This is a genomic window from Streptomyces sp. T028 (assembly GCF_048159505.1).
Classification (GTDB): Bacteria; Actinomycetota; Actinomycetes; order Streptomycetales; family Streptomycetaceae; genus Streptomyces.
The window spans coordinates 168,436-191,003 of record NZ_JBLRVZ010000031.1; the positions used below are offsets into that span (position 1 = coordinate 168,436).

The window sequence follows — 22,568 nt, forward strand, 5'->3', positions numbered from 1 at the left end:
ATGGCGTGGCTGCTGGTCATCGTGGCCGGGTTGCTCGAGACCGGTTTCGCCGTCTGTCTGAAGCTGTCCCACGGTTTCACCCGGCTGTGGCCCACCATCGCCTTCGCCGCCTTCGCCCTCGGCAGCTTCGGTCTGCTGACCCTCTCCCTGAAGAAGCTCGACGTCGGCCCGGCGTACGCCGTGTGGACGGGTATCGGCGCGGCGGGCACCGCGATCTACGGCATGATCTTCCTCGGCGATCTGGTGTCCGTCCTGAAGATCGTCTCGATCAGTCTGGTGATCGCCGGCGTGATCGGCCTGCAGCTGTCGGGCTCCGCCCACTGACCTGCCTACGGCCCCTGACCGGCCTACGGCCGCTGCAGCACTCCCCGCACCAGGTCCGCCACCCCGTCCTCCCCCGTCGGCGGGGCCGCCACGCAGGACAGGGCGAGCCGGACGGCGAGTTCGCAGGCGCGGGCCAGTTCGGCGGCGTCCGCGCGGGCCGCGCCGGGGCCGCCGAGCACGGCCACGGCCCGGTCCCGTACGGCGGTGACGAGATCGCCGGGCGAGGGCAGCGGTCCGTCCGCCCGCCGTTGCGCCGGCACGGCGGAGGAGGACGGCACCGCCGAGAGCGTGGGCGCGGGCAGACGCTCACTCCAGCAGCCGGTGAGCAGGGCCCGTACGAGCGCGTTGCCGCGGGCGGCGGTGAACGTCCACTCGGCGGCGGCGACAAGCCGATCGCGGACGTCGCCGTGCACGGCCAGCGCCCGCTCGGCCCCGGCGAGATAGGCGTCGGCCTCCCGCCGCACCAGCGCTCTGGCCAGCCCTTCCTTGCTGCCGAACTCGTTGTACAGCGTCTGCCGGGAGACCGCGGCGGTCGCCGCGACGTCCACCATCCGCACCGCGGACCACGGCCGCAGGGCGAGCGCCGCGTAGGCGGCGTCCAGCAGGGATTCCCGCGCTGCAGGCATCATCGCCTCCCGGGGGCGAGCGGATGCTGCCCAGAGTTGACGCGCGCGGGGGCACTGTCAAGGGTTCGCGGGCGCGGTGGGGCCGGCCGGCGGGCTCCCCGGCCGGTCCCCGCACGTCCACGACACAGTCCCCGCACGTCCATGGCGCCCGGTCCCCTGTGGCCTTGCCCGACCGGGCCGGATACCGTTCGTCCCATGCCGGACTACCTCGACGATCTCCGTCTCGCGCACGTCCTCGCGGACGCCGCCGACGCCGCCACCATGGACCGTTTCAAGGCCCTCGATCTCAAGGTCGAGACCAAACCGGACATGACCCCGGTGAGCGAGGCCGACAAGGCCGCCGAGGAACTGATCCGCGGCCAGCTCCAGCGCGCCCGCCCCCGGGACGCGGTCCTCGGCGAGGAGTACGGCATCGAGGGCACGGGCCCGCGCCGCTGGGTGATCGACCCGATCGACGGCACCAAGAACTACGTCCGCGGCGTGCCCGTCTGGGCGACGCTGATCTCGCTGACGGAGGCGGGCGAGGGCGGCTACCACCCGGTGGTCGGTGTGGTCTCCGCTCCGGCCCTGGGCCGCCGCTGGTGGGCCGCGAAGGGGCACGGTGCCTACAGCGGCCGCAGTCTGTCCTCCGCGACCCGGCTGCATGTCTCCAAGGTCTCGAAGCTGTCCGACGCGTCCTTCGCGTACTCCTCGCTCACCGGCTGGGAGGAGCGTGGGAATCTGAACGGCTTCCTGGACCTGACCCGTGAGGTGTGGCGCACGCGCGCGTACGGCGACTTCTGGCCGTACATGATGGTCGCCGAGGGCTCGGTGGACCTGTGTGCCGAGCCGGAGCTCTCCCTGTGGGACATGGCGGCCAACGCGATCGTCGTGACGGAGGCGGGCGGCACCTTCACCGGCCTCGACGGCCGCCCGGGCCCGCACAGCGGCAACGGGGCCGCGTCCAACGGTCTGCTCCACGAGGAGCTGCTGTCGTATCTCGGCGGACGGTACTGACCGGCCTCGGCGGGCGGTACCGACCGACACATGTGAGCGTGTGCGCCCTCAATTGGCCGCGCGCGCCCTCTTGTTGACCCCCGCTTTACCTGAGACTCTGAGGATCCCCCCACTTGTGAACTTGTGAATCAATGCACTTGCGGCATGGATTCCAGTAGGAGGTGGCTCCATCCCATGCTCGTCCGAGACGCCATGAGCACGCTGGTCCTGACCATCGGCCCCGACCACACCCTCCGCCAGGCCGCCGCCCTGATGTCCGCCCGCCGCGTCGGCGCCGCCCTCGTCCTCGACCCGGACGCTGGCGGCATCGGCATCCTCACCGAACGGGACATCCTCAACTCCGTGGGTCTCGGCCAGAACCCGGACACGGAACGCACCCACGCCCACACCACCAACAACGTGGTCTTCGCCGCCCCGACCTGGACCCTGGAGGAGGCGGCCCAGGCCATGGCCCACGGCGGCTTCCGGCATCTGATCGTCCTCGACGGAGGCGAACCCGCCGGGATCGTCTCGGTCCGCGACATCATCCGCTGCTGGGCACCGGCCCGCCAGCGCGTCCCCGCCTGAGCACACCCCGCTCGACACAGCATGGACAGCCCCGATCCGGTAATGGACAATGTCTAAGTCAGGTATGGCTCCAAAGTCACACCCGATCGGGAACTGTTCCTCCTGCTGTTAGGCTGGTGCGCATGAGTGACCTTCTGGAACGGCTGCGCGGACGCGGATGGCGGATGACCGCGCAGCGACGCGTCGTGGCCGAGGTCCTCGACGGCGAACACGTCCACCTGACGGCCGACGAGGTGCACGCCAGGGCTGTCGCCAAGCTGCCCGAGATCTCCCGGGCGACCGTCTACAACACACTCGGTGAGCTGGTCTCCCTCGGCGAGGTGCTCGAGGTCGCGACCGACCGGCGCGCCAAGCGGTACGACCCCAACGCCCACCGCCCGCACCAGCACCTGGTCTGCGCGCGGTGCGGCGCCATCCGTGACGTCCACCCGACCGGCAACCCGCTGGCCGACCTCCCCGACACCGAGCGCTTCGGCTTCGCGGTCTCGGACGTCGAGGTGACGTACCGCGGCATCTGCCCGAGCTGCGCGGCGGCCTAGCCGGTCACGTATCAGGCACAGGGTCGGACACGACTGAGGGCCGGAACCCTTTTGGATTCCGGCCCTCGGCCTTCAGTAGCGGGGACAGGATTTGAACCTGCGACCTCTGGGTTATGAGCCCAGCGAGCTACCGAGCTGCTCCACCCCGCGTCGGTGAATGCAACGTTACGTGAAGGGGGAGCGCAGAGGCAAATCAGTTATGGGCGTGCCCCTTCTTGTCCCACCGAGTCGGGTGGTGGGTGGGCGAAGGCCGGGGGTCCAGGGGGCAGAGCCCCCTGTCAGCACAGGGCACCGTCAGGCCGACAGCTCCTGCCCCAACGCGTCCCGCAACCGCGCCGCCCGCTCCGCGACCTCCCCCGGCCCCAGCGACACCGCCCGGTCCGCCCACCGCTGCCCTTCCGCAAGCTCCCCCCGACGCGCGTAGACGAGGGCGAGCCGCAACGCCGCCCGCCCGTGCCCGTCATCGGCGGCCCGCGTCCACCACACCACCGCCTCCGGCTCACTCCCCTCCCGCGCGAGCAGCAGCCCCAGGTTGAAGGCCCCGTTGCGCGACCCGGCCTCGGCGGCCTCCCGGTACCACCGCGCCGCCTCGCACACGTCCCCCCGGGCCGCGGCGAGCATCCCGACCCGCACCTGGGCCCGCCGGTGCCCCTGCTGGGCGGCCCGCTCGTACCACTCCTCGCACTCGGTCTTCTCGTGCGCGATCTCCCCGAGCTCGTGCGCGGGCTGCGGCGGCCGGCGTGCGTCCAGTACCGCGGCGAGCCGGTACGCCGCCTCCGCGCTGCCCCCGCCCGCGGCGCACCGCAGATGCCGTTCGGCCTCCTGCTCCTCGCCCTCGCGCAGCCGGGCGATGCCGACCTGCAGCGCCGCCTCGGTGTGCCCGGCGGAAGCGGCCCGCTCGTACCACCGCAGCGCCACGACGTCCTCGCCGCGCCCCGCGAAGAGGATCCCGAGGTTGAACGCGGCGTCGACGCTGCCCGCCTCCGCCGCCTTGGAGAACCAGGGCTCCGCCCCGGCCGTGTCCCCGACCTGGAGCAGCAGGATGGCCAGCGCGTTGGCGGCCTCCCGGTGCCCGGCGTACGCCGCGCGCCGGTACCACTGCTCGGCCTGCGCGGTACGGCCCTGCTCGGCGCAGAGCAGCCCGAGGTTGTAGGCGCCGTTGTCGTCACCGGCGTCCATGGCGGCCCGGTACCAGCGCTCGGCGGTCTGGGTCTGGCCGCGCTCGGCGTGCAGCGCGCCCAGTGCGTTGGCCGCGTTGCCGTCGCCGTCCTGGGCGGCCCGCAGCCACCAGATCGCGGCGTTCTCGGTGTCGCCGGCGTCGCGCAGCAGGAACCCGAGCGCGCAGGCGGCCCGCGCCTCGCCGTCCTTGGCGGACGTCAGGTACCAGCGGCCGGCCTCCTTCAGCTCTCCCTTGCGCTCCAGGATCGACCCGAGGTGCAGGGCGGCTCTCCGGTGGCCGCGGGCGGCGGCCTGCCGGTACCACTGCTCGGCCTCCGCCGGTACGGAGACACCGTTGTCGCCGTCGGAGTCCCGCGAATCCCTGCGGTCCAGTGCCCGCGCCAGCCGGTACGCCGCCTCCCGGTGCCCGCGCTCGGCGGCTGCCCGCATCCACCGCTCGGCCCCGCCGTCCCCGCGGTGCTCCAGCAGGTCGGCGAGGGCGTACGCGCCGAGGGCGTGGCCCTGCTCGGCGGACTGGCGCAGCCAGTACTCGGCGGCGGGCTCGTCGCCGCACTCGCGACAGTGGCGCCCGAGCGCGTGCGCGGCGGCGGCGGAGCCGGCGACGGCGGCGACCCGCCACCATCCGGCGGCCTCGTCGGCGTACCCGCGCTGGTGCAGCAGGACGCCCAGGTTGTTGGCGGCAGCCCGGTCGCCCGCCGCGGTGGCGGCGCGCAGATGGGGTTCGGCCCCGTCCAGGTCGCCTCGGCGCAGCAGCATGGCGCCGAGGACGCTGGTCGCCTCGGCGTCTCCGGCCCCCGCGGCGAGCCGCAGCCGCATCTCCTCGACGGCCTCCCCCGTCTCGACCGTCACCCCCGTCTCGGCTGCTTCTTCTGTCTCTACCGTCTCGTCCGTCTCTACCGTCTCGTCCGTCTTCACCGTCTCGACGGCGTCCGCCGTCCAGTCCCGGCTCTCGACCCGGTTCTCGTCCGGAGTCTCGACCGGGGTCGCTTCCTCACCGGAAGGCTGCACAAACCGCCCTGTCTCGAACAGAGTTGCCTTGTCCCCCATAACGTCCATCGTCGCACCACCTGCACCCGGGTACACCTGTGTATACCGCAGCCCGTGAGGTCACTTCAGCGTTTTGTCGACATGCCCACAGAGAGACAAGTCAAACACAGTTCCCCCAAGTCCCCACAGCGGCGCGGCGATGCCTCACGACGGCACATGCGTTCGCACATGACGAAGGCCCGGATCCGTGTACCGGATCCGGGCCTTCGTCTTCAGTAGCGGGGACAGGATTTGAACCTGCGACCTCTGGGTTATGAGCCCAGCGAGCTACCGAGCTGCTCCACCCCGCGTCGTGTTCCACAACCGTATCACGACGCGGGATGGGCTTGATCAGCCGCTGGGACTACTGCTCGGACTACTGCTCGGGCTGGGGCTGCTGCTCGCCTTGGCGCCGCCGCTGCCGCTGCTCGGAGTGGCGCTCGGACTCGGGCTGCTGCTCGCCTTGTTGGCGCTCTTGTCCGCCTCGTCCTGCGCGGCCTCGGCCCGCTTCAGGGCGGCCTCGAGGTCCTTCTGCGCCTTGCCGTACGCCTCCCAGTCGCCCTTCTTCAGGGCTTCCTGGCCGGCGGTGAACGCCTTCTGTGCGTCGTCCAGCGCCTCCTGGACCGTCGGGTTGGTGGACGACGGAGGTGTGGTGGTGTCGCCCTCGTCCTCCGGCGGGGTCGTGCTCTGCGCGCCGAAGACCTTGTTGAGGGCCTCGTCGAGGGTGTCCTCGAAGGCGGTGTTGCCGCCGTAGGTCACCAACACCTTCTTCAGCAGCGGGTACTTGAGCCCGCCACCGCGCACATAGACCGGCTCGACGTAGAGCAGTCCCCCGTCGAGCGGCACCGTCAGCAGGTTGCCGTACTCGATGTCGGAGTCACCGCCCTTGAGGAGTCTGATCGACTCGGCGATGTCCTGTTCGGAGTTGAACTGGCTCTGGACCTGTTTCGGTCCGTCGACGGTGGTGCTCGTCGGCAGTTTCAGGATTCTGATCTTGCCGTAACCGGACGTCCCCGCCTCGGAGTCCACAGCCATGAAGGCACTCAGGTTGTCGCGTCCGTTGGGCGTGAACGTCGTCGTCAGCGAGAACGCCTGCGCCTGCTGGTCCGGCATCTTCATGCTCAGGTAGTACGGCGGCACCGCGTCGCCCGACTTGTTGGACGGGTCGTCCGGCACCTGCCAGACCTCGCTGCCACTGAGGAAGGTCGTGGCGTCCTTGACGTGGTAGCGGCTGAGCAGTTCGCGCTGCACCTTGAACAGGTCCTGCGGGTACCGGAGATGCGCCATCAGCGACGTCGAGATGTCCGACTTGGGCTCGACCGTACCGGGGAACGCCTTCATCCAGGTCTTCAGGACCGGGTCCTCGGTGTCCCACTGGTAGAGCTTGACCTCGCCCGTGTACGCGTCGACCGTCGCCTTCACCGAGTTGCGGATGTAGTTGACCTGGTTCTGCTGGGCCACCACCGCGCGGTTGTCGTTGGTCGCGGTCAGCGAGTCGGCGGTGGTGTCGCCGAGGGTCGTACGGGAGGCGTACGGGTAGCCGTTCGTCGTGGTGTACGCGTCGACGATCCACTGGATCTTCCCGTCGACGACGGCCGGGTAGGCGTCGCCGTCGATGGTCAGCCAGGGGGCGACCGCCTCGACGCGGTCCTTGGGCGTGCGGTTGTACAGGATCCGCGAGCCCTCACCGATCGCGCCGGAGTACAGGATCTGCGGTTCGCCGAACGCCACCGCGTACGCCGCCCGGTTGACCGGGTTGGAGAGGTTGACCCCGCTCTTGCCGGTGTAGCTGGTGGTCTTCTCGCCGGAGTCGTCGGAGTAGTCGATCTCCTTCTGGGGACCGCCGACGATCGAGTACGTCGTCGTCTTCTCGCCGTAGTAGACGCGCTGCTCGTAGGTGCCGAGGTCGCCCTCGGAGGGCAGGTTGGACTCGGTGAAGACCGGGCGGCCCTCGGAGTCGGCGGTGGTGCCCTTGGCTGCCACCACGCCGTAGCCGTGGGTGTAGCGGAAGTGGTTGTTGATCCAGTTCTGCTTGTCGACGCCCGCGAGGTTCAGCTCGCGCAGACCGATGACCGTGTCCTCGTCGGAGCCGCTGATGTTGTAGCGGTCCACGTCCAGGTTGGTCGGGAAGGCGTAGTACTTCCGCATCTGCTGGAGCTGCTGGTACGTCGGCGAGACGATGTTCGGGTCCAGGACGCGGATGCTCGCCGTGGCGTCCACGTCGTCACGCAGCTGCGTCTTGTCCTTGGTGGTGCTGGTCCCTGTGTACTCGGTGACCTGCGCGCCGTCGATGCCGTACGCCTCACGCGTCGCCTTGAGGTTCTTCTCGACGTACGGGGCTTCCTTGGCCTGTTCGTTCGGCTGGACCTGGAACTTCTGGACGATCGCCGGGTACAGCCCGCCGATGAGGATCGCCGAGAGCACCATCAGGCCGAAGCCGATCACGGGCAGCTGCCAGGTGCGCCGCCACAGGGTGGCGAAGAACAGCAGAGCGCAGATGACGGCGATGCAGAACAGGATCGTCTTGGCCGGGAGGTAGGCGTTGGCGTCGACGTACCTCAGGCCCGTCCAGTTGTCCGTCGCCTTGAAGTCGCTGGACTTCACGGCCAGGCCGTACCGGTCGAGCCAGTAGGCGACCGCCTTCAGGGTGACGAAGACACCGAGCAGCACCGACAGGTGTCCGGTGGCGGCGGCCGTGGCGCGCGCGCCGGGGCTGGTGACGCGCAGCCCGCCGTACAGGTAGTGGGTGAGCGCGGCGGCGATCAGCGAGAGGATCGTGGCGGCGAAGCCGAAACCGAGCAGGAACCGGTACCAGGGCAGGTCGAAGGCGAAGAACGACACGTCGAGGTGGAACTGCGGGTCCTTCTGTCCGAAGGACACGCCGTTGACCCACATCAGCCAGGTCCGCCACTGGCCGGCCGCCGAGGCGCCGGCGATCAGCCCCACCAGGGCGGTGATGCCGAGGAGCAGCCACCTCTTGTACGGGGCGATGCCCATGCGGTAGCGGTCGAGGCTCTGCTGCTCCACCGACATCGCGCTCAGCGGGGGCCGCAGCCGGTGGGCGAGCCAGATGTTGAAACCGACCGCGAGCGCCATCAGCAGACCGAAGACGGAGAACAGGCCGATCTTGGTCCAGAGTGTGGTGGTGAACACGGACGAGTAGTTCACCGACCGGTACCAGAGCCAGTCCGTCCAGAACCCGGCGAACATGGTGAACGCCATGCCGAGAACGGCAAGGACGCCCAGCGTCATGAGCAGGGTCCGGACCCGCCGGGACGGGCGGCCGACTCTCATCCGCGGCCCTGTCGGGCCTCCGCCGCGGTCCGGCATCTGGAAAGCCAAGGTGCGCACCTCGAAGTTCGCTGTCGATCCCTCAGGCCCACGTGTTCGCCGGCCCCCAGTGGCCCCCCGTGCTCGTGGGCCCACACCTATGCAACTTACTCACCGTTTACTCGGTTCCCGATTCCGCCCGAGAACGAGAGAGGATTGTGACCATGTCCAACACTCCCATGGCAGCGAACCCGCTCACCCGGGCCGTACTCGAGATCGACGAGTACGCCTCCGGCCTCGGCTGGGACCAGCCCGCCCGCCTCTTCGCCCTCGTAGACACCGCACGGCTGCGGGCTCAGGAACCCTCGCTTGCCGCCCAGCTCGGCCTTCAGGACGAGACCGAGACCACAGGTCTCACCCCGATCGAGCAGGACGAAGTGCCAACGGACAAGCCGCTCGACGAGTTCCTGGCCACGATCGCCTGGCCCGACGCGGTGGTCGGCTGCGCCCTGACCGTGGAGCGACTGATGCTGCCGCCGTCCGCCGAGGCCCAGGTCCCGCAGGGGCTGAGCGAGGGGAAGCTGGCGAGGTGGGTGGCCGAGCACCCGGACCGCCAGGAGGTCCGGATGACGGTCGCGGTCCTGCGCGACGGCACCCGTGAGTCGGCGCTGCGTCTGCGCGAGAAGGACGCGCCGACCGAGGTCCTCACCGGCGGGAACCTGGTACCCGGTCTGGCGGAGGCGCTGTCGGCGACCTTCGAGGAGTAGCCGCCGACATCACTTGGTGGTGCACTTCGGCAGATCGGCGGTGTCGCCGCCGCGGATGTCCTTGAGTGCGGCGAGGGCGTCGTCGATGGTGTCGACCTTGACGAGCCTGAGCCCGGACGGGGTGTCCTTGGCGGCGGCCGAGCAGTTGTCGGCGGGCGTGAGGAAGTACTTCGCGCCCTGGCTGCGCGCGCCCACGGTCTTCATCTCGATGCCGCCGATCGGCCCGACCTTGCCGTCGTCGTCGATGGTCCCGGTGCCGGCGACGAACGTGCCGCCGGTGAGGCTGCCGGGCGTCAGCTTGTCGTAGATCCCGAGGGCGAACATCAGCCCGGCGCTGGGTCCGCCCACGTCGGCGAGCTTGATGTCGATCGAGAACGGGAACGTGTGATCGGTTCCGGCCGAGATCCCGACGATGGCCCGCTTCTCGCCGCTGTCGTCGGAGGTGGCGGTCGTGATGGTCACGTCCTCGGTCCTGGTCGCCGTCTTGTTCGCCTTCTCGGCGGCGGCCTGCTCCTTGGCCGGGACGATCGTGAACACGACGTCCTGTCCGGGCTTGTGCTCGGTCACCAGCTTCGCGACGTCGGCCGGCTCCTTCACCGCGGTCCCGTCCACGGCCTTGATCACGTCCCCGGCGTGCAGCCTGCCCTCGGCCGGGGAGTCCTTGACCACCGTCGAGACGATCACCCAGGACTTCACCGGGATGTCCAGCTCCTCCAGGGCGGCGACCTTGGCGCTCTCCTGGGACTGGCTGAACTCCTCGGCATTCTCCTGGGTGGACTCCTCCTCGGTCTTGCCGTCGGGGTAGAGCGTGTCGTGCGGCACGACCTTGTTGTCGTGCGCCAGCCAGCCGTAGACCGCCTCGACGAGGTTCATCCGGTAGTCGGCGCTGGTGACCCTCACGGTGGTCATGTTCAGATGGCCGCTCGTCGCGTACGTCTTCCGCCCCGCGATCTGCAGCACCGGCTCGCCGTCGTGCTCACCGAGCGTGTTCACCGTCGGCCCCGGGGACATCTCCGAGTACGGCACGGGGATGAGCACCCCTGCGCACAGGAGCGCGATCAGCATCAGGGTGGAGGCGAGCATCGTCGCGGTGCGGCGTGGCATGCCTCGACAGTACGGGACGCTTCTGTCAGCGCACCGTCAGGGCCACCACCCGGGTCAGCCGCCCGAGGAGGACCTCGGCAGGGCGGCGGACTTCTCCATGGCGGCACGGAAACGGGCGTACCCGTCGAGCTCGGGACCGTCGCCGCGCGCCTTGCGGGTGCGGTTGGCCCAGCTCCCCCACAGTCCGGCCCCGATCGCAGCCACAAGCGGAATCAGCAACCAGGCGAGCACCGCCATGCCGACCTCCCAACCCCATTACCGCAACTGACTGATCAGCAGATTAACCATCCGCACTGACAACGCTCACGGCAGGGGTGGGGTTACGCAACCGGAGGCGGGGCGGGTCGTCAGCGGCGCTACGCGCCGACCCATTCCTCTGTGCCGTCGGAGAACGTCTGGTGCTTCCAGATCGGCACCTCGTGCTTGAGATCGTCGATCAGCTTCCGGCAGGCCTCGAAGGCCTCGCCCCGATGCGGACACGACACGGCGACGACCACCGCGAGATCACCGACGGCGAGGTCCCCGACCCGGTGCACGGCCGCGAGCGCCCGCACCGGGAAGTCGGCGACGACCTTCTCCGCGATCCGCCGCATCTCCGCCTCGGCGGTGGGATGGCAGGAGTACCCGAGCGTGTCGACGTCGGCACCCCCGTCGTGATTGCGCACAGTCCCCACGAAGAGCGCGGTCCCCCCGGCCGCGTCGTCCCCGACGGCCCGGAAGACCTCGTCGAGGGAGAGAGCGGTGTCCCTGATGCCGATCAGCTTGATCGGGTCCTCGGCCGCCCGCTCACCGGGATGATCGTTGGTGGATGCCATGCCTCCATCGTGCCGCACGCGCGCGGGCAGCGGGAACACAGTCAGCCCGTCTGGGGGTGCCCCCTCTGGGAAAGTTCGAGGACGAGGCCTGCTCAGGGCCGACCGGGGGTCCAGGGGGCGGAGCCCCCTGGTGGAGCCGCCGAGGCAAAGCCTCAGCGCCCCCTGCGCGCCTTGCGCGCCCGCCGCACCACCGCCGCCGCACCCAGCAGCGCGACCGTCGCCCCCGCGGCCCCCGCCGCCGTCGCGTCCTTGCGCCCGAGCCGCCGCCCGGCGACGGTGTGCCGCCCGGACACCTCCTCCAGCAGCTCCTCGAGCACCTCCTCGTTGGTCCACTGCGCCCGCCACCCCGCGTCGTGCAGCCGAGACCCGCTCACCACCCACGGGTACATCGTGTACGCCAGGTCGCCCGCCGGGGACGGCGTCAGCCCGATCCGGTGCAGGCGGGCCGCCGCGCCCAGCGCGACCGCCGACGGCAGCTCCATCCGCCGGATCCCGCTGAGCTCCTCGACCTCCTCCTGTTCCAGCCACCCGTCACAGCCGACGGCCAGCTCGCCGTCGACCTTCTCCAGTACGGCGTACTCCAGGGCGCTGCACAGATCCTCGACGTGGCAGAACTGCCAGGCCGGCCGGGATCCGGCCACGACCAGCAGCCGGGGCGACTCGAAGTACCTGGTCAGCGCCGTGTCCGTGCCCCCGACCAGCACGGCGGGACGGACCACGGTGACGTTCAGCCCCGGATGCGCGCGGGGCGCCCGCCGCGCCAGCCGTTCGATTTCCAGCAGGTCGCCGACACCCGTCGCCTCCGCCGTCGCCCGCAGCTCCGCGTCCTCCGACAGGGGCAGCTCGTTGTCCGGCAGCGCCCCGTAGACCATCGAGGAGGTGCACAGCACGACGCGGCGCACACCGGCCGCCGCGGAGGCGGTCAGCACGGTCTGCGTGCCGCGGACGTTGTAGGCCGTCCGGGCGGCGGCGTCACTCCCCAGGTCGAGATCGAGGGCGAGGTGCACGACGACGTCCACGCCGCGCAGCTTGTCGGCGATCGCCGGGTCACGGACGTCGAGGATGTGCCACTGCGCCGCGTCGCACTCGCCCCGTCGCTCGTCGATGGCGACGACCTGCTTGATCTCGTCCGACGCGGCGAGCCGCTCGGTGAGCAGCGCGCCGACCCCGGTGGCTGCGCCGGTCACGGCGACGACGGGCCCGCGCGAACCACCCGGGGCGGAGTGGTTTCGCGCTGCGCGAACCTGCGGATCTGGGGAACTCACCAGGTGTCTCCAGCGGTTGTCTTGGCATACGGGCGCGAGTGACGCGTACGTACCAGGTGGCATCCATCCTGCCGCAGGCCAGGAGTCGGCGAAGCACCGAGGCCCGATCGGGCCCCGGGGTGTCTACGCTGGGTGGTGTTGCAGGGCAGCCGCGCCGCCGGGCGAGAACCCGGTGGCCTAACCAGCCGAGGAACCCCGTGAGTGACACCCCATTCGGATTCGGCCTTCCGCCGGAGGAGCCGGACGACGGCGACGAGGGCAAGAAGAAGGACCAGGAGAGCGGTGGCGGTCAGGGACAGGCCAACCCGTTCGGTTTCGGCATGCCCGGAGGCTTCGGCGGCCCGGGCGGTCCCGGCGGCGACAATCCGCTCGCGGCCATGTTCGGTTCGCTGAACCCCACCGACCTGGGCGCGGCCTTCCAGCAGCTCGGCCAGATGCTCTCGTACGAGGGCGGGCCGGTGAACTGGGACATGGCCAAGCAGATCGCCCGCCAGACGGTCTCCCAGGGCACGTCGGACGGCGTGAAGGACGCGAGCGTCGGCCCCGCCGAGCGCACCGCCGTCCAGGAGGCCGTCCGCCTGGCCGACCTGTGGCTGGACGACGTGACCTCGCTGCCGTCGGGCGCCGGCTCGGCCGTGGCGTGGTCCCGCGCGGAGTGGGTCGAGGCGACCCTGCCCGCGTGGAAGGAGCTCGTCGACCCGGTCGCCGAGCGTGTCGGCGCGGCCATGGGCGATGTTCTGCCGGAGGAGATGCAGGCCATGGCCGGCCCGCTGATCGGCATGATGCGTTCGATGGGCGGCGCGATGTTCGGCTCCCAGATCGGGCAGGCCGTCGGCGTGCTGGCGGGCGAGGTGGTCGGCTCGACCGACATCGGCCTGCCGCTCGGCCCGGCGGGCCGGGCCGCGCTGCTGCCGCTGAACATCGAGTCGTTCGGCAAGGACCTGGGCATCCCCCAGGAAGAGGTCCGGCTCTACCTCGCACTGCGCGAGGCCGCCCACCAGCGGCTCTTCGCGCATGTGCCGTGGCTGCGCTCGCATCTGTTCGGCGCGGTCGAGGGCTACGCGCGCGGGATCAAGGTCGACACCGCCAAGCTGGAGGACGTGGTCGGCCAGTTCGACCCGCAGAACCCCGAGCAGCTGCAGGACGCGCTGCAGCAGGGCATGTTCCAGCCGGAGGACACCCCGGAGCAGAAGGCCGCCCTGGCCCGTCTGGAGACGGCCCTGGCGCTCGTCGAGGGCTGGGTGGACGCGGTGGTGCACGCGGCGGCGAAGCCCCGGCTGTCGTCGGCGGACGCGCTGCGCGAGACCCTGCGCCGCAGGCGCGCCACGGGCGGTCCGGCGGAGCAGACGTTCGCCACGCTGATCGGCCTGGAGCTGCGCCCGCGCCGGCTGCGGGACGCCTCCCGGCTGTGGGCCTCGCTGACGGACGCGCGCGGTGTGGACGGACGTGACGCCCTGTGGGCGCACCCGGACATGCTGCCGACGGCCTCCGACCTGGACGACCCGGACGGCTTCGTGCACCGTGAGCAGCTGGACTTCTCCGAGCTGGAGAAGATGCTCGGCGAGGCGGGCGGCTCCGCCGAGAAGCCGGAGAAGGACGAAGACTCCGAGTGACGCTCCACGACGACGCGGTCCTGGTGCTGGAGAAGTACGAGGACCAGCAGGACCTCCGGCAGACCTACCTGGATCATCTGAACGATCATCCCGACGGGATGTGGAAGGACTGCGCGGCGGGGCACATCACCGCCAGCGCCCTGGTGATCGACCCGGAGGGTGAGCGGGTCCTGCTCACCCTCCACAAGAAGCTGCGCATGTGGCTGCAGATGGGCGGGCACTGCGAGCGGGACGACAGCACGCTCGCCGATGCCGCGCTGCGCGAGGCCACGGAGGAGTCGGGCATCACTTCTCTGCGTCTGCTGCAGAGCGGCCCGGTCCGCCTGGACCGGCATCACACACCCTGTGCCTGGCATCTGGACGTGCAGTATGCCGCCGTCGCTCCGCCCGCCGCCGTGGCAGCGATCAGCGACGAGTCCCTGGACCTGCGCTGGTTCGCCTACGGCGAGGTCGCGGGAGTGGCGGACGACTCCGTCGTACGGCTGCTGGAAGCGACCCGCGCCAAACTCTGACGTGGGTAAGGGGTGAACCGCCTTGGGTCACCCCTTACCCACGTTCAGCTCCAGACGTTGCCCTGGTTCTGCCCCCGCGCCCCCTGCTGGCCCATGCCGTACTGCGCGGCGAGGCCCGACCCGATCTGGGCGTTCTGCGGCGGCAGCAGCTCGCTGGGCTGCACCAGGGCGAAACCGGTGCCCATGAAGCTGAGCTCCCAGCCCTCACCGGTGTTTCCGCGCCGGCGCCACACCCCGGAGGAGTGCGTCTGGGCCTGCATCTGCACACGCAGCCCGGTCGACCAGGCCACGATGGCGTCGGCGTCGCAGTTGACGTACCGGTCGGGCGTGACCTGCATCATCAGCGGCGCGCCCGAGGTCATCAGGGCGACGCGGCCGCGGCCGGTGATGTTGAGCTGGTACTTCCCGGAGCCGGAGATGCCGTAGAGGCTGTCGACTGCGATGACCTCGTGGTGCAGCGAGGAGTCCATGGCGAGGACATAGCTGCTGTCGACGGTCAGCCCGTCCTGCTCGACGTCCACGAGGTGGACGTACTGGGCGAGGTTGGCGAGGTAGACGGTGCCCTGTCCGTGACAGCGCATCAGGTCCAGGCCCTCGCCGGTGCGGGCACGCGCGCGTCCCTGCTGGTTGCTCTGGTACTCGGCGTCGAACTCCACGAGGCCCTGGTAGGCGACCATCGTGCCCTTGCGGGCGAGGATGTCGTCGTGGCCCTCCAGGACGATGCGGAGCATCTGCTTGTTCTGCAGGCTCCAGCGTTCCTGGGTCTGTGAGTCGTTGTGCGCGAAAAGTGAGCTCTGCATGGCGTTCTGGCTCCCCCTCAGCCCCGGATCCGGAGGCGGTCGGTGCTGTCCTCGCTGGGCTGGACGACGACGATGCCCTGGCCGGAGAAGGCCATCTGGTAGGCCTCGCCGCTGCCCCGGCCGATGAGCGACTGCGCCTTGAAGCTGCGCTTGCCCTTCACCTTGAGGTTCGGCGACCAGGCGACGAGCGCGTCCGGGTCGACATAGGTCTCGTCCTCGCCGCCGCCGCAGTCGACGACGATCGGCTTGCCGCGGGAGGTGAGCGCGACCCAGCCCTGTCCGGAGATCTTGGTGTTCCACAGGCCCTGCCCGGCGAACTTCGCCAGGCCCTTGACCCGCTCCACGCCCCAGGTGAGGTGCGCGTCGAAGGCGAGCAGGTTGGTGGCGTTGACGGAGATGCCGTCGCCGTTGAGGTTGATCACGACGACATTGGCGCCGTAGTCGGCGAGGTAGAGCAGTCCGTCGCCGGAGCACTTCATGAGGGGGGCGCCCTCGCCGGTCATCCAGTCGCGGGCGATCTGGCGCACGGCCGGCGGGTTGGGCTCGTACTGGACGAAGCCCTCGTAGGCGACCATCGAGCCCACGCGCGCGAGGAGGTCGTTGCCGGTCTGCATGGCGACCTTCAGCATGTGGTTGCCGTGGTTCTCCATGCGGGCGGTGACGGGTGCCGGGGCGTAGCCCGCGAGCGGCTGGTTCATGACGGGCTCCCTCAGACCTCGTACGGCTGGACGACGATGAAGTTGCCGGGCGCGCCCCGGAACTGGAGGTTGACGCTCTCCCCGGTGTCGCCGGGGTAGGCGTTGCGGCGCATGCGCACCTGGCTGGAGACGACCACCTGGGCGGCGGACGACCAGGCGACGACGGCGTTGCAGTCGGCGAACGTGGTCGGGGTGACCGGCAGGACGACGGGCGTGCCGTGCGTCTTGACGACGATCGTGCCGGTGCCGGTGAACTGCATGGTGAACAGGGCGCCGCCGGGGATGCCGTGGCCCTCGATGCGGCGGACCTCGTACTGGAGGCTCTCGTCGAAGGCGAGGACGTTCTCGGCGGAGACGCAGATGCCGTCGCCCTGGAGCTCGATGGGGTGCAGCATCGTGGAGTTGTCGGCGAGGAACACCTGGCCCTGGCCGGTGCAGCGCATCAGCTGCATCTCCTGGCCGGTCGCGTTGCCCACGATGCGCCCGGCGAACCCGGCGCCCTTGTAGCTGAAGTCGACCTTGCCCTGGTAGAGCACCATGCTGCCCTGGCGGGCGAGTACGGGCTGACCGCCGATGCCGAGGTCGACGCGGATCAGCTTCTTGTTCTGCTGCGTCCAGCGCTGTCCGGTGGGCGTCTCCTTGAACTGCTGGAGCGCGGCGGTGACTCCGGCGCCGCCCTGGGGCGCGCCCTGCGGAACGCCGTACGTCTGCTGGCCGGGGACCTGCCCGAACGGGGGCTGCTGGCCGTAGCCGGGCGGCATGGGGGCCTGCGGCGGCATGGGGGCCTGCGGCGGCATGGGGGCCTGGGGCGGCATGGGGGCCTGCGGTGCCTGGGGCGGCTGGCCGTAGCCGGGGGGCGGCGGTGCGGTCGGGGCGCCGGGCTGGCCGTACGGCTGCTGTTGGGGCGGCTGGCCGTAGGGCGCGGGGGCCGGGGCCGGCGGCGGGACCTGGCCGCCGACGGGCGGGGCCATGGGCGCGACGATGGTCGGCGCGGCGTGCACCGGGGGCGCAGGAGCCGGAGTGGGCGGCGGGGTCGCTGCGGGCGGCGCGAAGCCCTGCGGGGCGGGCTGCGGCTGCTGTGGGGCGGGAGCCGGGGCCGGCGCGGTGGCGGCCGGGGCGGCGAAGGCGGGCGGGGCGAATCCGGGAGCGGCGCCGGACTGCGGCTGGGGGGCGGCCGGTGCGGGCGCCTCCTCCTCCGCGACCTCGCCGCCGAAGTTCCTCAGCAGCGCCTCCAGGCCGCCGTCGAAGCCCTGCCCGACGGCCGCGAAACGCCAGACGTCCTTCAGGTAGAAGTCGCCCAGCATCACGGCCCGCTCGGTGGTGAACTCCGAGCCGTTGAACGCGTACCGGGCCACTTCCTCGCCGCCGGCGACGATGCGGATGTAGCCGGGGCCGATCTGCGACATCTGTCCGGCACCGTCGACGGTCGCCGTGAAGGACAGCTTCTGGATCTGCGGCGGGATCCGGTCCAGGGTGATGCGGAAGGACTCCGTGTCGCCGGCCTGGGCGCCCAGGAGCTGGATCGACTCCTCGGGGGACTTCGGCTGGTTGAAGAAGACGAAGTACCTGTCGTCGGAGAGCCGTTCGTCGGCGTCGAGGCCGAAGCAGCTGATGTCGAAGGACAGGCCCGGGGCGGTGATCTGCACGCCTACGTACAGATCGGTGCCCGCGGTGAGGTCACTGATCCTGGCCTTGTGGCCGCGTTGGAATTCCCTGGGCATGCGTAACGACCGTCCCCCATCCCGATTGCGAGTGCGTCGCGTCAGGCTAACGGCAAACACCGACAACGCACGATGTCGGTACAGACCCGGTACACAACCCGCGCCGACCGATACCGGGCGCGCGCACGCTCCGCGTCCTGCGGATCACTCCTCGCGCGCGTCCGGCGCATGTGGCAGCCGCTCCGCGGCCACCACTCCCTCCAGATAGCCGCGGGCCCGCTCGGTGCGCGGATAGGCCTCCAGCAGCCGCCAGAAGTCGGGGCCATGGCCGGGCACGAGCAGATGGGCGAGTTCGTGGGCGAGGACGTAGTCGATGACGTAGTCGGGCATGCCCTGCAGCCGGTGCGACAGCCGGATGCTGCCCTCGGCCGGGGTGCACGAGCCCCAACGGGTGTTCTGGTTGGTCACCCAGCGCACCGAGGTGGGCCGGGCCCGGCCGTCGAAGCACTGCGCCGACAGCCGCTCGGCGCGCTCCGCGAGTTCGGCGTCGCCGGGCACCCGCCGGCTCTCCTGCGCGGCGAGTTTGTCGAGCATGACGCTCACCCAGCGTTGTTCCTCGGCCTCGGACATCCGGGCGGGGATGAGCACGATGGTGCGATCGCCCTCGCGGTAGGCGGAGACCGTGCGGCGCCGACGGGCGCTTCTGCGGACCTCGATCGCGCTCGCCCCCGATCCGCTCGGCGGCTGGCTCGTCGTGCTGCGCTGTGGCGTTCCGGCGCGGTGCAGGGGGTCGGCGGGCACGCCCCGACGTTACCCGCTGCACACGGGGGAAGTCCCGACTCCGGGACGGTCGGGTTCCGATCCCGCGCCCCGGTTTTAAGTCATACGACGGATTTGTACGACGATTGCCCGAGCCTGTGGACAACTTTCGGCACGGTGCGGCGGGGCCGGGCATGCTGGCACTCGTCGGCGGAGCGGGACGCCCGGAGTCACACCCGCACACCCCGCCCCGTCGACGTAAGGGAAGTTTCCTGGCATACGCAGGCATACGGGGGCTTTGATGCATCCGATGGTGAAGCCCGCGCTGCGGCGCGGCTGGCGAGACCTCAACACCGTGCAGTTCGGGATGGCACCGGCACACGCGCTGACACTCGGTCCGGTGGACACGGCGACGGGCGGTTTCCTCGACCTGCTGGACGGCACCCGCGGGCTCGATCTGCTGCGCGAGGAGGGGCGCCGCATGGATCTGCCGGAGGGACATGTGGACCTGCTGGTGGAGCGACTGGCCCGGGCGGGACTCCTCGACGACGCGCGTGGGGGCGGGCCGCAGGCGGCGGCCCTGCGCGAGCGGCAGGAGGTCCTGGACCGGCTCCGCCCCGATCTCGCCTCGCTGTCACTGACCACGTCGGCGCCGGGCGACGCGCTCGGACGGCTCGCGGCGCGGCGCCGGACGCGGGTGCAGGTGCGCGGCGCGGGCCGGGTCGGCGCGGTGCTGGCGGCGCTGCTGTCGGGGTCGGGGATCGGCGAGGTGGACGTGCGGGACGGAGGTCTGGTGGAGCCGGGGGACGTGGCACCCGGCGGGCTGTCCCCCGCGTCGGTCGGTGAGCGACGGGACGAGGCCGCCCGGCAGGCCGTGCGCGCGGCCGCCCCGGACCGCCCGTCGCGCAGAAACACCCGGTCACCGGCCGACCCGGAAACTCCCCGCTCCCCCGGCTTCTCTCTGGTGATCATCGCCCCACGGGACGACGTGTCCGTACACGCGCCGCCTCCGTCCACGGCCGAACCCCTGCTCGCCTCGGGCACTCCGCATCTGTACGCCGGGGTGGTGGAGGCGACGGGTGTCGTCGGACCGCTCGTCCTGCCCGGTGAGACGGGCTGCGCGGGCTGTCTGCAACAGGCGCGCACCGACCGGGACGAGACCTGGCCCCGGCTGGTCGCACAATGGCAGTCGGGCAGGCGCCGCCCCGCACAGGCCTGCGACCTCACCCTGGCCACGACGGTCGCCGGCCTCGCGGCCGCCCACGCGCTCACCTTCCTCGACGGCCGGGTCCCCTCCAGCGCGGGAGCCCGCTGGGAGGTCTCCCTGCCCACCCTGCAGTGGCACGCCCGGCCGGTATGGCCGCACTCCGCGTGTCCTTGCGGCGCGTCGAGCGACCGCGAGGAGAAAGGTAAGGGGGAACACACACCCGAGGACGGGGGATCGCACGCGACAATGGCAGGGCAACGGCAATCCAGGGAGTTACGCCGTTCGACAGGAACGGCGCGGCAGGCTGGGACTTGGAGGGCGCATGTCTGATCTTCCCCGGAAGGCGGTCACCCGGACCGCCAAGCTCGCCGCGCTGCCGCTCGGCTTCGCCGGACGGGCGACCTGGGGCCTGGGCAAGCGGATCGTGGGCGAGTCCGCGGAGATCGTCGGCCGTGAGCTGCAACAGCGGACGGCGGAGCAGCTCTTCAAGGTGCTCGGCGAGCTGAAGGGCGGTGCGATGAAGTTCGGGCAGGCGCTGTCCGTCTTCGAGTCGGCTCTGCCCGAGGAGGTCGCAGGCCCCTACCGCGCGGCTCTGACGAAGCTCCAGGACGCGGCGCCGCCGATGCCGACCCGCACGGTGCACTCCGTGCTCGCGGAGCGGCTCGGGGAGGACTGGTCCGACCTGTTCCTCGAGTTCGACGACAGGCCCGCCGCGGCGGCCTCCATCGGCCAGGTCCACCGCGGGGTGTGGCACGACGGGCGGGCGGTCGCGGTCAAGGTGCAGTACCCGGGGGCGGGCGAGGCCCTGCTCTCCGACCTGAACCAACTCAGCCGTTTCGCCCGTCTGTTGGGTCCGCTGGTCCCCGGCATGGACGTCAAGCCGCTGATCTCCGAACTCAGGGACCGCGTCTCCGAGGAACTGGACTACGGCCTGGAGGCACAGGCTCAGCAGGCCCACGCGGAGGAGTTCGCCGGCGACCCGGACGTGGTGGTCCCTGCGGTGGTGCACCAGTGCGAGCAGGTCCTGGTCACCGAGTGGATCGACGGCGTCCCGCTGTCCGAGGTGATCTCCGGCGGCACCCAGGAGCAGCGCGACCGCGCCGGACAGCTGCTGTCCCGGTTCCTCTTCTCCGGCCCGGCCCGTACCGGTCTGCTGCACGCCGACCCGCACCCCGGCAACTTCCGTCTGCTGCCCGGCGGACCGGACGGCGAGGAGGACTGGCGGCTCGGTGTCCTGGACTTCGGCACCGTCGACCGGCTCTCGGGCGGCCTGCCGGATCCGATCGGCGAGTCCCTGCGCATGACCCTGGACGGCGAGGCGGACGCGGTCTACGAACTCCTGTGCGCGGAGGGCTTCGTCAAGGAGTCCATCGAGCTGGACCCCGACGCGGTCCTCGACTATCTGCTGCCGATCATCGAGCCGGCGAAGGTGGAGGAGTTCACCTTCACCCGCAGCTGGATGCGCAGCCAGGCTGCCCGTATCGCCGACCCCCGGTCCCCCGCCCACCAGTTGGGCAAGCAGCTCAACCTGCCGCCGGCCTATCTGCTGATACACCGGGTGACCCTCAGCACGATCGGTGTGCTGTGTCAGCTCGGCGCGACGGTCCGGCTGCGGGACGAACTGGAGGAGTGGCTGCCGGGGTTCGTCCCGGAGAAGGAGCTGTCCGAGTTCGAGGCACAGGAGTCGGTGGCGGAGGCCTGACGGACGGCCTCACAGCCGTGGCCGGGTCGTCTCACCACCAGTTCGAGTCCAACCGCCCCTCGATCGCCCTGAGGTTGTCCCGGGCGCACGTCTCGCAGAAGTAGCGGCGGACGCCGTTCTCCACGGAACAGGTCCAGGTGACGGGCACCGGCTTCCCGGCCGGCGTGCCGCAGTGGGCGCACACGACGGGATCGGTCGGGGAACCGCCGTCGTCGTCTCCGGGAGGACTCGTCACCCTGCGGACGATAGCGCCGGGTGGGGCGCGGGGCGGGCGCAACGCACCGCGGGGGCCGGTCCGTTCGGACGGACCGGCCCCCGCGGGGACAGTTTCCGCCTCCCCTGTCGGGAGGCCACCGCTTCCGGTGGGTGAGGGTTACTGCATCACGGCCATGGCGAGCGCCCGGCGGGCACGCAGCGAGGCGCGCTCCGCCCGGCGCTGCATCCGGCGGGCGGCCGCCAGGCGCACGGCCTGGCGCTCACGCTCGGCCTCGTGCAGTCGCTCGTGCATATGCGCACGTGCCAGGGCTTCTGGGATGAGTTGCATCTCTCGGGTCCTGTTCTGACGCGAGTCGATCGCGCCGGTGGTGGTGACGTCTTCGGTCGCGGAGCCTGCGGGCTCGCTGGTGAACGGCTTCATCGGGGCCTGCTTCTGGGGGTCTTGCGTGAGGGGGCGGTCGATCGTTCCTGCGGTGTTCATGCCGTGACCGGGTTCTTGCGCGGGCGACCACGCGGCCGCTTCCGGGCGACGACGACGCCCTGGACGAACAGCTCGCCACCCCAGACACCCCAGGGCTCACGCCGCTCCTTGGCACCGGCGAGGCAGGCCTCGATCAGCGGGCAGGTCCGGCAGAGGGACTTGGCGTACTCGACGTCGGCCGGCGACTCGGCGAAGAAGACCTCCGGGTCGTAGGAGCGGCAGGGGACGGGTACGCCGAGGTTCTCGATGGCGTCGTCGAGCGCGGTGAGCGCGGTGAGCGGGGTCAAGGTGGAGTCCTCCGTGAGGCCGGGCGGGGGGATCGTTTCGGAAGGCGGTACGGACGTGGCGTGCGCTTCGAGTTGCACGGTTTCGTCTTCCTCGTCTGTCGGTCCGGCCCTGTTGGGCCGGGTGTCGGCTTTTCTTGTCCCGAGGCCCCTTCGC

General features: G+C 71.0%; 23 protein-coding genes and 2 tRNA genes. 9 read left to right on the forward strand and 16 right to left on the reverse strand.

Going from position 1 to position 22,568, the window contains the following annotated elements; all coding sequences use genetic code 11:
* Positions 1-324: a DMT family transporter gene (locus ACLZN2_RS29565; protein WP_416982359.1), complete on the forward strand. Its 324-nt coding sequence runs from the start codon at positions 1-3 to the stop codon at positions 322-324.
* Between the two features lie 23 nt (positions 325-347).
* On the opposite strand, the gene ACLZN2_RS29570 is transcribed toward ACLZN2_RS29565, so the two are convergent.
* Positions 348-953 (reverse strand): TetR/AcrR family transcriptional regulator, encoded by a 606-nt coding sequence (locus ACLZN2_RS29570; RefSeq protein WP_416982361.1) that lies wholly within the window; start codon positions 951-953, stop codon positions 348-350.
* Between the two features lie 192 nt (positions 954-1,145).
* On the opposite strand from ACLZN2_RS29570, the gene hisN reads away from it, so the two are divergent.
* From hisN to ACLZN2_RS29585, 3 genes are all read left to right on the forward strand, one after another.
* On the forward strand, positions 1,146-1,946 hold the full coding sequence (gene hisN / locus ACLZN2_RS29575) for a histidinol-phosphatase (RefSeq protein WP_416982363.1): 801 nt from the start codon (positions 1,146-1,148) through the stop codon (positions 1,944-1,946).
* A gap of 174 nt (positions 1,947-2,120) precedes the next feature.
* Entirely contained in the window at positions 2,121-2,513 is a 393-nt protein-coding gene (locus ACLZN2_RS29580; RefSeq protein WP_416982364.1) for a cyclic nucleotide-binding/CBS domain-containing protein, read from the forward strand.
* Between the two features lie 122 nt (positions 2,514-2,635).
* Positions 2,636-3,052 (forward strand): Fur family transcriptional regulator, encoded by a 417-nt coding sequence (locus ACLZN2_RS29585; protein WP_416982365.1) that lies wholly within the window; start codon positions 2,636-2,638, stop codon positions 3,050-3,052.
* A 76-nt stretch (positions 3,053-3,128) separates the two neighbouring features.
* Here the strand turns inward: ACLZN2_RS29585 and ACLZN2_RS29590 are convergent.
* From ACLZN2_RS29590 to ACLZN2_RS29605, 4 genes are all read right to left on the reverse strand, one after another.
* A tRNA-Met gene (locus ACLZN2_RS29590) sits at positions 3,129-3,202 on the reverse strand.
* 144 nt (positions 3,203-3,346) lie between these two features.
* Positions 3,347-5,287, reverse strand: a complete 1,941-nt coding sequence (locus ACLZN2_RS29595; protein WP_416982366.1) for a tetratricopeptide repeat protein — start codon at positions 5,285-5,287, stop codon at positions 3,347-3,349.
* Positions 5,288-5,494: 207 nt separating this feature from the next.
* A tRNA-Met gene (locus tag ACLZN2_RS29600) sits at positions 5,495-5,568 on the reverse strand.
* 40 nt (positions 5,569-5,608) lie between these two features.
* Complete coding sequence (locus ACLZN2_RS29605) at positions 5,609-8,587, reverse strand: UPF0182 family protein (protein ID WP_416982436.1); 2,979 nt, start codon at positions 8,585-8,587, stop codon at positions 5,609-5,611.
* Positions 8,588-8,751: 164 nt separating this feature from the next.
* On the opposite strand from ACLZN2_RS29605, the gene ACLZN2_RS29610 reads away from it, so the two are divergent.
* A complete protein-coding gene (locus tag ACLZN2_RS29610) occupies positions 8,752-9,294 on the forward strand; it encodes a PPA1309 family protein (protein ID WP_416982367.1) in 543 nt (180 codons plus the stop codon).
* 9 nt (positions 9,295-9,303) lie between these two features.
* Here ACLZN2_RS29610 and ACLZN2_RS29615 read toward each other — a convergent pair whose 3' ends face one another.
* The 4 genes from ACLZN2_RS29615 to ACLZN2_RS29630 all read right to left on the reverse strand — a co-directional run bounded on the left by ACLZN2_RS29615 (position 9,304) and on the right by ACLZN2_RS29630 (position 12,478).
* Positions 9,304-10,398, reverse strand: a complete 1,095-nt coding sequence (locus ACLZN2_RS29615) for a PDZ domain-containing protein (RefSeq protein WP_416982369.1) — start codon at positions 10,396-10,398, stop codon at positions 9,304-9,306.
* A gap of 54 nt (positions 10,399-10,452) precedes the next feature.
* On the reverse strand, positions 10,453-10,635 hold the full coding sequence (locus tag ACLZN2_RS29620) for a hypothetical protein (RefSeq protein WP_359272825.1): 183 nt from the start codon (positions 10,633-10,635) through the stop codon (positions 10,453-10,455).
* 119 nt (positions 10,636-10,754) lie between these two features.
* Complete coding sequence (locus tag ACLZN2_RS29625) at positions 10,755-11,213, reverse strand: molybdenum cofactor biosynthesis protein MoaE (protein WP_416982370.1); 459 nt, start codon at positions 11,211-11,213, stop codon at positions 10,755-10,757.
* Between the two features lie 152 nt (positions 11,214-11,365).
* A complete protein-coding gene (locus tag ACLZN2_RS29630; protein ID WP_416982371.1) occupies positions 11,366-12,478 on the reverse strand; it encodes an SDR family oxidoreductase in 1,113 nt (370 codons plus the stop codon).
* Positions 12,479-12,675: 197 nt separating this feature from the next.
* On the opposite strand from ACLZN2_RS29630, the gene ACLZN2_RS29635 reads away from it, so the two are divergent.
* Both ACLZN2_RS29635 and ACLZN2_RS29640 read left to right on the forward strand, forming a co-directional pair.
* Entirely contained in the window at positions 12,676-14,091 is a 1,416-nt protein-coding gene (locus ACLZN2_RS29635; RefSeq protein WP_416982372.1) for a zinc-dependent metalloprotease, read from the forward strand.
* Positions 14,088-14,603 carry an NUDIX hydrolase gene (locus ACLZN2_RS29640; protein WP_416982374.1) on the forward strand — a complete coding sequence of 172 codons (516 nt, stop codon included), beginning with the start codon at positions 14,088-14,090 and terminating at the stop codon, positions 14,601-14,603. Before ACLZN2_RS29635 ends, ACLZN2_RS29640 begins: the two co-directional genes overlap by 4 nt.
* A gap of 44 nt (positions 14,604-14,647) precedes the next feature.
* Here the strand turns inward: ACLZN2_RS29640 and ACLZN2_RS29645 are convergent, their stop codons facing one another.
* From ACLZN2_RS29645 to ACLZN2_RS29660, 4 genes are all read right to left on the reverse strand, one after another.
* Positions 14,648-15,403, reverse strand: a complete 756-nt coding sequence (locus ACLZN2_RS29645; protein WP_416982375.1) for an AIM24 family protein — start codon at positions 15,401-15,403, stop codon at positions 14,648-14,650.
* 17 nt (positions 15,404-15,420) lie between these two features.
* Positions 15,421-16,101 carry an AIM24 family protein gene (locus ACLZN2_RS29650; RefSeq protein ID WP_390661150.1) on the reverse strand — a complete coding sequence of 227 codons (681 nt, stop codon included), beginning with the start codon at positions 16,099-16,101 and terminating at the stop codon, positions 15,421-15,423.
* A gap of 11 nt (positions 16,102-16,112) precedes the next feature.
* A complete protein-coding gene (locus ACLZN2_RS29655) occupies positions 16,113-17,822 on the reverse strand; it encodes a TerD family protein (RefSeq protein WP_416982376.1) in 1,710 nt (569 codons plus the stop codon).
* A gap of 144 nt (positions 17,823-17,966) precedes the next feature.
* Positions 17,967-18,563 carry a M48 family metallopeptidase gene (locus ACLZN2_RS29660; RefSeq protein WP_416982377.1) on the reverse strand — a complete coding sequence of 199 codons (597 nt, stop codon included), beginning with the start codon at positions 18,561-18,563 and terminating at the stop codon, positions 17,967-17,969.
* Between the two features lie 259 nt (positions 18,564-18,822).
* On the opposite strand from ACLZN2_RS29660, the gene ACLZN2_RS29665 reads away from it, so the two are divergent.
* On the forward strand, positions 18,823-20,058 hold the full coding sequence (locus tag ACLZN2_RS29665) for a TOMM precursor leader peptide-binding protein (protein WP_416982379.1): 1,236 nt from the start codon (positions 18,823-18,825) through the stop codon (positions 20,056-20,058).
* On the forward strand, positions 20,051-21,430 hold the full coding sequence (locus ACLZN2_RS29670) for an ABC1 kinase family protein (protein ID WP_416982380.1): 1,380 nt from the start codon (positions 20,051-20,053) through the stop codon (positions 21,428-21,430). The genes ACLZN2_RS29665 and ACLZN2_RS29670 overlap by 8 nt, the downstream gene beginning before the upstream one ends.
* A 31-nt stretch (positions 21,431-21,461) precedes the next feature.
* On the opposite strand, the gene ACLZN2_RS29675 is transcribed toward ACLZN2_RS29670, so the two are convergent.
* The 3 genes from ACLZN2_RS29675 to ACLZN2_RS29685 form a co-directional block, all read right to left on the reverse strand.
* On the reverse strand, positions 21,462-21,665 hold the full coding sequence (locus tag ACLZN2_RS29675; RefSeq protein ID WP_416982382.1) for a hypothetical protein: 204 nt from the start codon (positions 21,663-21,665) through the stop codon (positions 21,462-21,464).
* 138 nt (positions 21,666-21,803) lie between these two features.
* Positions 21,804-22,127, reverse strand: a complete 324-nt coding sequence (locus ACLZN2_RS29680; RefSeq protein WP_416982384.1) for a hypothetical protein — start codon at positions 22,125-22,127, stop codon at positions 21,804-21,806.
* Positions 22,124-22,492, reverse strand: a complete 369-nt coding sequence (locus tag ACLZN2_RS29685) for a WhiB family transcriptional regulator (RefSeq protein ID WP_403827996.1) — start codon at positions 22,490-22,492, stop codon at positions 22,124-22,126. Before ACLZN2_RS29685 ends, ACLZN2_RS29680 begins: the two co-directional genes overlap by 4 nt.
* Positions 22,493-22,568 lie beyond the last annotated feature (76 nt).